The following is a 13,435-nucleotide window of genomic DNA, read 5'->3' as shown; positions in this document are numbered from 1 at the left end:
CCTCTCTTATTTAAATGCTTTCCAAAACATTTTTTTCGCAGGAAGCTCTTGTTTCTCCGCTCGTACGTCAGGTTCTTTTACCAGAGCCTTACGTCTTAATGACGGTACCGGCAGCGGCTTTCTTTTCATTCGGGTATCTTTTTCTTCCCAAGCTTCCAGAATGACGTGGGCGTTCGTTCCGCCGTCGGCAAAGCAGTTGATGGCTGCTGACGGTCTGGCTGCATCCCATTCGCCGGCTGTTTTATGAAAGTGAAAATCTGTCTTTGTTATATCAAAATGCGGCATCGGTTCGTCTCCTGAGAGAAACGGAACCGTTTGTTTATGCTTCAGCATTAATACGACTTTAATGAAGCTTGCGATGCCTTCCGCGCAAAGCGGATGCCCGATGTTCGGCTTGATTGACCCGATGCCGAGCGGAACATGCGGACCTGAGCGGTATACAGATTGAATCGCCTTCAGCTCAAGCAAATCAGTCACCGCGGAACCCGATCCGTTTGCTTCGATATAACTGATGTCTTCCGGCTTTTTGCCGCTTTTGAAAAGCGCGCTTTGCATAACGTCTTTTTGCGCCTGCATATTCGGGGCTGACGGGCCTGCCGTTCTGCCGTCATTGTTCATGGCGGCAGCCTTAATGACCGCGTGTATCGTGTCGCCGTCTTTTTGCGCCTGGCTTACTGTTTTTAACAGAACCATGCCGACGCCTTCACCGAGGACAACTCCGTCTGAACGCTTGTCAAATACGTGAAATGCCGGTTTTTCGTTTAACAGCCCGCGCTCTTGGAACATCCGGTGCGCCGCATCCGTGTTCAGCAGGCTGACGCCGCCAACTACCGCCGCTTTGATATCGCCGCTTCTCAGTGCCTGAACGGCCATGTTCATTCCTGTCAAAGCCGATGAACAAGCCGTATCAAGCACGATACTCGGCCCGCGCAGATCAAAAAATTGCGAAACGTTTGCCGCTAAATAATTCTGCCCGCCCGCAACAATCGGGTTGCGGGTATTCGCAAGACTTTCAGGATCGGGCTGATGCTGGCTGCGGCCTCCGATATACACACCGGCTTCTACGCCCTTGATTTCTTCACGGGTATAGCCGGCATGGCACCAAAGTTTCAAGCTCTCTTCCAGCACCGCCAACGCCTGAGGGTCCATCGCTTTCGCGTCGTTTTCCGGAATGAAAAAGAATTCGGAATCAAAGTGATCCATATTGTCAATCAATCCCGCAACATATTGATTTGCATATCCGAAACGTTCCGCCGGGACGGAGCCGATTGCGGACCTGCCGCTTCTCAGCAAATCCCAATATTGTTCTAACGATTCCGCTCCCGGAAAACGGCAGCTCATTCCGACGACGGCAATGTCTTCAGTTACGGCATCACGCTTTTGTTCAGTGTGAACCGTTTGTACGGCAGCCGGAACCAACATTTCTGTATCAGGTTCCTCCCTTTCTGCAAGCAGCGGCTGACCATTGGATACAAGCCATTCGGCAAACGCGTCAATCGTCGGATGTTCATATAAAACAGACGGATCTAAGTCCTCTTTGAGCGCATGATTCATTTGCTGTAAAAGCTGTGCTAAAATGATCGAATCAACCCCGTAATCCTGAAACGGTTCGTCTGTTTCCAGTTCTTCCGGAGCGATTTTCAGCTCATCGGAAAACAGTTTCACAAGCCACGCCTTCGTATCAAGAAGCAGTTCTCTGTCTGAATGTTTTTCCGCGGCTTTGCCGTTTATTACGGCTTCAATCTCTTTTTGTTTTTTCTCTTGACAGAGCAGCCTGTCAGGATGCCATTCGCTCCGATCAACGATAGCCGGCAGAACGGACGGACGGATGTTTTCAGATAAAATGCGGTCCAGCAAGTCAAGTCCTTCCGCGTTGGACAGTCCCAGCAGCCCTGTCTGCTTCAGGCTTTCTGTGCGGACTTCACCTAATCCGGTTTCCTTCCAGTTCGGCCATTGAATGCTGACTAACGGATATTGATGCTGATGAGCCGCCGCGAAATAATCCATGTACGCATTTGCCATCGCATAATCCGACTGTCCCGCCGCGAGCGCCGGAACGACTGCAGATACTGAAGAAAATAAGACAAAAAATTGCAAAGGATCATTTGTGAAAAGGCTGCTTAATGTTTGAAGCCCGGCGACTTTCGGTTCCAGCACTTCTTGTATATCGTCGGCAGTCTTTCTGATAAACGCCGGATTTACTGAATTAACCGATCCCGCACAGTGAATGACGCCGCCGATCGGTCCCATCGTGCGCCGGATCGTTTCAATTTCCGCTGCCGCCGCATCATGATCAGACAATTTCAGACTGATCACCGCCACTTGCACTCCTTTTGCTTCAAGCTCTTCAATCGCCCGTATCTTCTCTTTCAGCTTCGTATTAACGGCTGACCGTTCATGACGGGGAGGAATCGGCTCCCTGCCTGTCAGCACTACTTTTTTCACGCCGTGTTTTTCTGTGAAATGGCGGGCGCATAAGAGACCCAGTCCCCTCGTCCCTCCGGTAATGAAAAGCACATGGTCTTCAGGAAACGGTGCGGGCTTATGTTCTGCTCGCTTCCCGCTTGGAATCTCGCTGAACAAAGCACGGTATCTCTTTCCATTTCGGCGGCAGACTTCCGGTTCTGTGCTGTCCGCCGAAAATTCATCTGCAATCTGTTTGGCAAGCGTCTGCTGATCCGTATCTGTATCGGCATCCATGTGTCTGGACATCACGTTTTGATACTCATTTTGAAGCATTCTGTACAGACCGCTTTTTGCCGCTCCTGCAAGATGAATCGTTTTCTGCTGAAATGGCTCCAAGCCTTTTGTTACATATAGCAGCGTCAGCGGCCGCGCTTGCCGGCGGCTTGTATCAATCAGAGTCTGGATCCGGCTGATTCCTTCCAGTGAAGGGTCTTCGTCTCCGCATCCCGTCAGATCGATTGCGCCATCTATGTGATTCCAATCGCTAGCTGCAGTGTCAGCGGAATCGGCCGGGAGAATGAACGAATCAGCGAAATGCTTCGCAGTCTCTTCGGCAAGCTCCGCTGTTCTTGCATCAGACAGAATCATGACCGTCCTGCCGCTTTTCTCACCGGCCGAATCGATCTCACACGGAACCCATTGCTTTTCTAAAAGCACAGCCTCGCGCCGGTCTTCTGTTTCCTGCGGTACGGCTTTCGGTTCAGGCAGCCAGTAAGGCTCCTTCGCAAACGGGTAAGCCGGCAGACTGATTCTGCGGGGTTTTTCGTCTTGATAGAGTCTGTCCCAGTCCGTCTGAAGCCCTTTGGCCCACAATTCCGCTATTTTGGCGTATTTTTTCTTATCGAACCACGACCTGACAAGCTGCTTCAGATCATCGTCCGTTTCAAATGCTTTGATTTCTTTTTTTGCCGTTTTGATGTGGGCTTCATATATCCCTTCACCCGTATTTCCGTTTACAAAATCGGTTAAACGGCTGATCAGTTCTTCTCTCGAACCGGCTGTAACCGCAAGACGGTAATCCATCGCATCACGCCCGGTCTGAAGCGTGTATGCCATATCTGAAAGATTGATATTCTGATTAGCTTTTGCAAATTGGATCACAGACTCGGCATAGGTTTTTACCTGCGGCGCTTTTTTCGCCGACAGCACAAAAATGTTTGTCTCATCAGACTTACGGCTTCCCCGGTCTTTCGGCTGATACTCTTCGATAACGAGATGAGCGTTTGTGCCGCTGTAGCCGAATGAGCTGACACAGGCCCGCCGCGGTGCTCCGCCTGTTTCCCAAGGTTTAAGTTCGGTATTGACAAATAAAGGCGAGTCATCGAAATCAAAATGTTCATTCGGCGTGCTGAAATGAAGGGTCGGCACAAGCTGCTGATGTTTCATCGACAGCAGAACCTTCTGGACGCTTGCTACACCTGCCGCCGCCGACGTATGCCCGATATTCGATTTAACCGAACCGATGGCGCAAAATTGTTTGCGGTCCGTTTTTTCCTTGAATACAGAAGATAAGGCTTCTAATTCAATCGGGTCCCCCTGCTTTGTGCCGGTGCCGTGCATTTCCGCATAGGTGATGCTCTCAGGGTGGATGTTGTGCGCTTCATACACTTGACGCTCTAATTCCATTTGGCTTTTCGCGCTTGGTGCGGTAATGCCGTTGGTTTTTCCGTCCTGGTTAATTCCAGATCCGATAATGACTCCGTAAATATGGTCTTGGTCGGCTTCCGCATCTTTCAGCCTCTTCAAAACGAGCGCCCCCGCGCCTTCGCCAGGCACAAATCCGTTCGCACTGTTATCAAATGCTTTACATTGGCCGTCAGGAGACAGCATTCCGGCTTCACACATGCTGATGTATGATTCAGGCGTTAAATACAAGGTCACCCCGCCGACAAGCGCCATGTCAATTTCATGATTCAACAGCGCCTGACGCGCCAAATGAGTCCCGACGAGAGATGAAGAGCATGCCGTATCAATCGGAATGGCCGGCCCTTTCAAATTGAGATAATAAGGCAGGCGGGCCGCCGCGATGCTGAAACTGTTGCCCGTCGCGCTTCCTCCTGTCTGATGTTTGTTTAACATCATGCCGTATTCATTGTTCATAATCCCCAAATAAACGCCGCAATTTTTTCCGTTTAATTCTTTTGAGCTGTAACCCGCATCTTCAAAGGCTTTAAAACCTTCCTGTAAAAATATCCGGTGCTGCGGGTCCATAAGTTCCGCTTCAGACGGAGATATATTAAAGAACAGCGGATCAAACTCTTCAATGCCGTCAAGCATACCGATTGATCTGCAGTATACTTTGCCCTTCTTGTTTAAGGCCGGATCATAGTATTTGTTTACATCCCAGCGGGAAAGCGGGATGTCGCGAATGGCGTTTTTCGCACGGGCTAAGTTGTCCCAATATGTCTTTAGGTCCGGCGCATCCGGGTACTTGCCCGACATGCCGACGATGGCTATCGCGTCCGCTATCTCGTCTTTAGGCTCCCGTTTGGCCTGCACCGGTTCAGGTTCCTTTTGAACCGTTAATCTCTCCGGCTCGGCAGGTGTTTTCTCCTGCGGGGCGGCTTGCTGCGTAAGCGGCTTTGGACGTACGGGAACCGCCTGTTTTTTTCTTCCGCGGACGGACGGCTGCGTGCGCAGAAAATCGGCAAATTGACGGATTGTCGGATAATCATACACTTTCGTTACATTACAGTCCGTGCCATACCGTTTATTGACGGCCTTTATCCATTCAAGACCGGTAATCGAATCCATACCGAGGTCAATAAAGGCCTCATCAATATCCACTTCATGCCGCTCCATGTACAATACATCAGCCAGTGCTTTTGATAACTCGTCATGCACCGCTTCAATCGGTTCTTCCGGTTCGGCGGAAGCTGCTGTTTCAGACATCGCCTCCAGAATATCCGCTTCTGCTTGTATCACATGCTGCTTATGAGCGTTTAAAGGCTGCAGCAGTATGTTTGACGGTTTTTTTACGGCCTCTGTTTTCTGCGGTTCGGCTGCTTCCTCAAGGATCGGTTCTGTCCCGAGCTCTTTTTGCAAGAAGGCCGCAAACTGGCGGATTGTCGGATAATCATATACCTTCGTCACCGTAAGGGACGTGCCGTACGCTTTATTAACAGCCTTTATCCATTCAAGACCGGTGATTGAATCCATGCCGATATCAATAAATGTGTCATCTGCGTCGATATCGTCGGCATCCATATATAAAACGTCCGCCAACCTTTCCGTTAATTCGGCACTTACTTTTTCAGCGGAAACCGCCGGACGGGAAGCAGACTGTACGGTTCTTTTCGGTGTCGCGCCGCTCAAAGGCTGCAATGAAATGTTTGACGGTTTTTCTTTGGCAGTCTCCTCGTGAAGAGTTGTTACTTCAATGACCGGTTCCGGGACGGCCGCCGGTGCGATCGGCGCAGACTGTGTTTCGGCCGGTCTTTTGACAGCTGTATCAGCTGATGTGTCGATCCAATAACGGTCTTTTGCAAACGGGTAGGCCGGGAGACTGATTTTTTGCGGTCTGCCCATTTGATACAGCTTATCCCAATTCAGCGGAAGGCCCTTCACCCAAAGCTCTAATACCTTTGCGGCTTTGCCTTTTTCAAGCCATGCCTCAATGGTTTTTTCCATGTCCTCATCAGCCGCAAACAGCGCCATCGTGTCTTTATTCTGTTTGACTTGTCCGCGGTAGAGCCGTTCAATTGACTCCTTGCCGCCCGTAAATTCGTCAAGCTTTTCTTCAAGCTCGCGCAAATTGCTGACAATCATTCCGAGACGCTCTTCCATCGGTTCACGTCCGATTTGAAGCGTATATGCGATCCGGCTCAGATCCGCTTCCCGGTAACGCCCGCTCCGCAGCGCATCAAGAAGACGTTCCGCCCGTTTTTGAAGCCGTTGCTCATTTTTCGCGGAAAGGACGATCATCGACGGATGAGGTGCGGCAAAAGCCATCTCCTTATCCTCATCAGCGGTATATTCTTCGATGATGATATGAGCGTTGACACCGCCGGCTCCGAATGAGGAAAGCCCCGCGGTTCTCGGCAGTTCTTTATTTACTCCGTTTTCATTTATGACCGGTCTTTTCCACTCTTCAAGCGTCTGCTGCACTTTGAACGGCGTAGCGAGAAAATCAATATTCGGGTTAAGCGTCCGGGAATGCAGTGACGGTGCGAGCTTCTTATGTTTCATTTGCAGGAGCACCTTCGTCAGACCCGCGATGCCCGCCGCGCTTTCACAGTGCCCGATATTGGATTTCGCTGAGCCGATGGCACAAAACTGTTTATCTTGTGTTTGTTCTGAAAAGGCTTTTGTCAGACCCGTGATTTCAATCGGATCACCGAGTGAAGTCCCGGTGCCGTGGGCTTCAATGTAGCTGACCGCCCTCGGATCGGTTCCCGCGTCTTTTAACGCCTGTTTGATCACCGCGGCTTGGGCGTTCGGGTTCGGTACGGAATACCCGTTTGTTTTTCCATCATGGTTTACGGCCGTTCCTTTGATCAGGCCGTAAATATGATCACCGTCCGCTTTCGCTTTAGAAAGCGGCTTAAGGAGTACGGCTCCCACTCCTTCACCGGGCACATAACCGTCCCCGCCTTCACCGAAACTTTCACATCTGCCTTTGCTTGATAAAAATCTGTTCTGGCCGAGCATCAAATATTTATTCGGATGAACGGATACATTGACGCCCCCGGCAAATGCTGTCTCGCATTCCCCGTTCCGCAAGCTTTGGCATGCCAGATGAATGGCTGTTAAAGAAGAAGAGCACATCGTATCCAGCGCCATGCTCGGACCGTTAAAACCGAATACATAGGAAGCCCTGTTCGCAATTGATGACGGATTTCCGGTCAGCGCAAGCGATTTTCCGCGCGCCTGTTCTTCGGCTCCGTAAAGCTGATATTCCTCATACATGACGCCTACGTAAACACCGACATTGGCGCCAAGCAAATCACCCGATTTTTCCGTGAGCTTTTTGCGCGTGTAACCGGCATCTTCCATCGTTTCGTAGACACATTGCAGGAATAACCGCTCCTGCGGGTCCATCAATTTTGCATCCCGGGGCGAAATAGAGAAGAATTGCGGATCAAATTTGTCCACGTCTTTCAAAAATCCTCCCCATTTTCCGTACGTCTTGCCTTCTTTATCTTTATCAGCGTCGTAATAAAGACTGTGATCCCAGCGATCGTTTGGAATTTCGGTTATGCAGTCAGTGCCTTCACTCAAGTTCTTCCAAAATTCCTGAAGATTTTCGGCCTGCGGATATCGTCCTGATATACCGATAATCGCGATATCTTCACGCTCCGTCACTGGATTTTTCCGCGTGTCTGTGCGGACTTGCGTAAAGCCTTTTTTGCCTTCATTCCGTTTGAAAACGGGCTTTACTTTCGCTTTCTCAGACAGCGCCGGTTTGGCTGCGGGGGTTTCTTCTGTTTTCATCCCGGTCACTTCCAGCAGCGTGTCCCGGTGTGCTTTCATAAAATACTGCGCCAGCGATTCGATATTCTGGTACTCGAAGAACAATGTTTTTGACAATGAACCGAAGCTCTTTTCCAGCCAACCCGTCAAATGCATAATCATAATCGAATCAATTCCGTAATCTTCCATAGGCGCCTTGGCGTCAATTTTGCCGACAGGAAGTTTGGTTACTTCCGAAAGCACATGTTTCAAGAAATGCTCTGTTTTTTCTGCAAGCATGTTCTCTCCGCCTGCTGTAAGACCTGCCGTTTCTTCCGTTTCGCTGCCCTTATCCGGCTGATCATCCGCTGATTTTTTCAGAAACGCCCGGATTTTTGCGGCGTAGCCTTCCGTCACCATGATTTGGGATGTGTTTGCCGCCCACCCGCGGTACAAAGCATGGATGCCGTTTTCTGTTTTCATAGGGACCATGCCGCTTTCTTTTGTCAGCATCGCTTCCGTTTCAGCATCAACCGTCATGCCGCCGTCTTTCCAAAGCGGCCAGCAGATTGAAAGGGTGTGTCCATAGCGTTCATTTCGGGCTTTTTTACGGTTTCTTCTTTCACTGAAGGCGTTCATAAACGCATTGGCCATCGCATAATCAGCCTGGCCCGCGCTTCCGGCGCTTCCGGCTCCGGAAGAGAAAAGAATCAGAAAATCAAGCTCAATGTCCTTTGCCGCTTCATCAAGATGAACCAGCCCGGAGACTTTCGGCGCCAGTACATCACGGATTTCATCTTTGTGCTTTTTCAGAATATAGTTGTCTTTTATCGTTCCCGCGCTGTGTATGATACCGTTTAATCCGCCGTACTTCCGGCAGATGTCCGCTGTGAGCGATTGAACTTCTTGTTTTTCCGTCATGTCCGTTTGTTTGTACACGGCTTGCGCGCCGAGATCGGACAGTTCTTGAAGCTGGACTTCTTTACGGTTATCCAACAGAGAACGCCCCGTTAAAATAAGAACGGCGTCTTTTGCATGTCGGGCGATTTCTTTGGCGAATAAAAATCCGAGTCCGCCCGCACCGCCTGTGATCAGATAAACACCTTTATCCTTCCACGGCTTTTCGGCGCCGAACTGTTCAAGCCCTGTTTCCTGCCATTGTGCCGTATAGCGCTTGCCGTTTTCATAGCGAATATGCTTGTCATCAGGATGAGCGCTGCATTCTTTTACATATTGGGACAGCGTGTCTGCTTTGACGTCCGGCTCCAATTCAATCAGCTGGCCGGTCAGGTTCGGGTTTTCAAGCGCCGCTGTTTTCAAAAGCCCCGTTAAGCCGCAAAGGAGCTGCGTATCCGCTTCTTGAGGCACGACAATCTGAATGAGCTCGCGCCCGCCGGAATTTGAAGCGAGGATTTTCTTCACTTCTTCGAACGCCTGAAGCGCACAAGCTTCAAACCGTTCGTCTTCACTCTTATGCTGATCACGGAGCACATGACAGCTGAAGTCTGTCTGTATGCTGTTCATTTGATCCGTAAACCGGTCTGATATCATCACGTGACGGGCTTTGAAATGAGTCGGTGCTTTTTCATGTACAGCGGTCTTCTCTTCCCATACGTGTTCAAAAAATAGTGTATCTGTTTTATCCGTTTCAATTTCCCGTGCGGAATAACCAGTCATTTTCACACATACATTGCCTTGTTCGTCACATACATCAATATCCAGCTTCTGCACGGCATCTTCAGGCTTGCTTTCGCCGCTGTACGCAATGGAAACCCACATATCGCTTTTACAGCTTTTCAACACATCAATCTGTTCGAGAGCAAACGGCAGCATCGGCCTTATGTCAGTCCCGTCTCTGTCAAGCATTAACCCGATTGTCGCGTGGAAGGCCGCATCCAAAAGGCTCGGATGAAGGACAAACTGATCTTTTGTATGAGAAATAGATGACGGGAGTGAGAGCTTTGCGAGCACTTTGCTGTCTTTTGCATAGATTTCCGTGACCGCTTTGTGAGCATCTCCGTATTCAATCCCCATCTGTTTGTATGCCTGATAGCAAGCGTCGGGTGTGATCATCAGACGGCGTGACTCTCTTAATTTGTCAATCTCGATTTTGGCCGGTTCGCCCGCTCGGACAAACGCCGCGCTTCCTTGCGCATAGAGAACGGGCTCTTGTTCCGAGGAAGCCGATTCACTGTAAACCGTGAAGCCCATCTCCCCATTTTCTTCATCATAAAGACGGAGATACAGTTCTGCGGATTCATCCGCCGCTGTAAACGGACGTATCCATGCGACATGTTTCAGGCGGACTGTTCCTTCTTCCTTCGTTTCTGCCGCGTGTTCAACGGCCGCCCGGACCATTTCCAGATAAGCCGCGCCCGGTAACGTCCGCTCGTTTTTGACGACGTGATCTTTCAGGAAAAATTCTCCGCCGCTAAAAGAGGACCGGAAACGGACGCCTGACATGTTTGATACATTTTCATGAAGGAGCGGATGCAGCATGCCTGCCCTGTTTTGCGGCAGCGATTCTCTTTTCTCCGCCTTCGGCACCCAATACCGGATTTTTTCAAATGGATATGTCGGCAGGCTGATCCGATTCGGTTTGTTTTCACTGTACAAGAGATTCCAATCCATCGTTCCTCCGCCGGCCCACTTTTCGGCAATCATCTCCAGACTCCCGGAAGAAAGCCAATTATGTATCAAGTCCGGAGCAAGCTCTGCCTGTTTGCTTTTATCGGCTCGGTTCCGCCAGCATCCGCTGACCGTTTTACCCGCCAGAAAGCCTTCCAGCCGCTCTTTGAGCTGTGTCATATTCTGAGCGGTGAACGCAACCCGCTCCTCCATCTGTTCACGGCCGATCTGAAGTGTATACGCCGCATCCTCAAGCGGCAGGCCGGGATGAATAAATGCAGACAGCTTCGCAACATACTCTTTTAGCCGTTCTTCATTCCGGGCGGAAACCGGGAAAATGAATGTCTGTTCTTCTGCCGGTTCAGCCACTGTTCCGTGTGATTCTTCAGGGATAAATTCCTCCAGAATGAGATGCACGTTTGAACCTGTCGCCCCGAAAGAACTGATGCCCGCACGCCGGGGATATACGGTTTCGTTTCCGTTTTCCTTCACTGAAGGCTGCTGCCATGCTTCGGTATGATGCTGGACGTAAAACGGTGATTGTTCAAAATCTAAATACGGATTCAGCTCCTCGGAATGAAGAGACGGCACCAGAGTTTTATGGTGAAGCTGCAGGGCAACCTTGCTTAAGCCGCTGATGCCCGCCGCCGATTCCGCATGGCCGATATTGGACTTCACTGATCCGATCGAACAGAACTGTTTGTCCTGTGTGTACTGGCGGAACGCCTTGACAAGGCCTTGAACCTCGATCGGGTCGCCGAGAGAAGTTCCCGTCCCGTGCGCCTCAACATAACTGACCGTGCGCGGATCGATACCCGCTTTGTCCAGGCATTCTTCAATCAAATCGGCCTGCGCGACGGGACTCGGCACGGAAATTCCGCTCACTGTCCCCACGTGGTTGACGGCACTGCCCTTTATCACCGCATAAATCCGGTCTCCGTCTTTTACCGCCTCTCGCAGCGGTTTTAATAAAACGGCACCGATTCCTTCAGCCGGTACATAGCCGTCTCCGTCTTTCCCGAATGTATGACAAACCCCGTCTGTTGAAAACATGTCCCATAAACCGTATGTCAGATATTTATTCGGATGCAGCGACAAGTTGACGCCTCCGGCAACCGCCGATTCACATTCCCCGCGCCGAATGCTTTCCGCAGCAAGGTGAACCGCAGTCAGCGAGGATGAACAGACCGTATCGACCGCCATGCTCGGCCCGTGAAAATTGCAAAAATATGAAACTCTGTTTGCGATTTGCGCATAATTAAGAGAAAGCGGGAATACATGATCTTCAGAAGAAGCTTCAGCCCCGACCAACGTATAATCCTTATGCATCACCCCTGCGAAGACGCCGACGCGCTGTCTCTTATTCCGTCCGCGCGCCTCTGCGAGTGACTTCGGCGTATATCCGGCATCCTCAATCGTTTCCCAGCATGTTTGTAAAAACAGCCGTTCCTGAGGGTCCATTGTTTCAGCTTCCCGCGGCGTAATCCGGAAAAATTGGGGATCAAAGCAATCCGGATCATCAATAAATCCGCCCCATTTTGAAATGCTCTTTCCGGAAGGCGACTTTACATTTTCAAACCGGCGCCAGTCCCAGCGAGACTCCGGAATTTCGGTGACACAGTTTTTTCCTTCTTTCAGGTTTTCCCAGAATTCATGAATATTTTCGGCCTGCGGATAGCGGCCGGCCATGCCGATAATCGCAATATCTTCATCTTGCGGAACACTGCTTTTCCGTCTTCTTTCTGTTTGCTTCTCAACCTGCTTCTCTATTTTTGCAGGAGACGCGCTGAAATGGCTTCCGTACTGTTCTGTCAGGAAAGCCGCCAGCTCTGCTGCCGTCGTATATTCAAACAGCAAAGTCGGAGAAAGAGTTTCGCCGATTTTTTCGCTTATCGTTTCGACGACGTCAAGCAGTCCGGACGATGTCAGCCCCATTTCATAGTAGCCGACTTGAGAATCAATCTGTTCAAGCGGCTTGCCGATTTTTTCAGCCATCAGATTCATGACATACCGTTCTGCTTCCTCATGCGGGTGTCCGCCTTCAAGCGATGCCGCAACTTCCGGTAAACCGGCTTTTTCAGGAGACTTCTCAGCAGGCTTACGGTCTGTATTGATCAGCTCGGCATCCCGCACGAGCTTGCTTGTGAAATCTTTCAGCTCGGCTACTTTCCGGCCGGATGCGTTAAAAAACTCCAGCGTAATGTAAATGAGCTCTTTTTCCTGCCGAAGCGACGAACGTTTGATTCTCGTGATGCAGCCGGCCTGCAAAGGTTCGGAAGCTGTAAAAGATTCATAGAAAAGAGGCAGAAACAGCCTCTTTTCCCCATTTAACAGCGATGAGATCAATAGGTTTGCGCCGACGCCGCTTCCGTCAAGAAGAGTCGGATGGAACAAAAACCCTCCGGCCTGTCCCATAGCGTCTTTTCCGAGCGATACATCAAAGGTAACGCCGTCCCGCTCCTCAAACACTTCTCCTTCCGCTTTCATGTATCCGCTGTGAACCAATTCCTGGATTCTGCATTGTGCATACAGCTCATTTAAATCGATGGTGCGTTCCGCCTCGCGTTTGACAGAGTCAAGATCAAGCGTGTCACTGAAAACTGCGGGTGCCGTCTCGTGCATTTCCGCTTTGACGTAAATGCGTTCTTCCGGCTGGACTCGTCCGCCGCTGACCTCAGCCCCTTTTGCGGTAAGTTTCCAGCGCCCTTCTTTTACCTTCGTACATTCAACCGTAAGCTTGACGGCGCTGTCTTCTTTCGCGATAAGCGGCTGATATATGGATAAATGGCGCAGCTGAAGCCCGTCGTATGAATAGCCGCGCTCTTTGAAAATCTGATAAAACATATCAATATAAGCCAATCCCGGAAGGACTTTTTGTCCGTAAACGTCATGATGTAAAATAAACGGATTTTTCAGCGATAAAGTGATTTGCTTATTGAAGTTCTTCACG

Annotated in this window: 1 protein-coding gene; it reads right to left on the bottom strand. The window is 50.3% G+C overall.

Translation table 11 applies throughout. The features are described 5' to 3' along the window. Window positions 1-6 precede the first annotated feature (6 nt). On the bottom strand, window positions 7-13,434 hold the full coding sequence (locus G9F48_RS04235) for an SDR family NAD(P)-dependent oxidoreductase (RefSeq protein ID WP_165410156.1): 13,428 nt from the start codon (window positions 13,432-13,434) through the stop codon (window positions 7-9). Between the last annotated feature and the right edge of the window lies 1 nt (window position 13,435).

The organism is Bacillus sp. EKM420B, assembly GCF_011065565.1.
Lineage (GTDB): Bacteria > Bacillota > Bacilli > Bacillales > Bacillaceae > Bacillus > Bacillus velezensis.
Note: the sequence above shows the minus strand (reverse complement) of the source record. Positions and strands in the feature narration are given on the sequence as shown.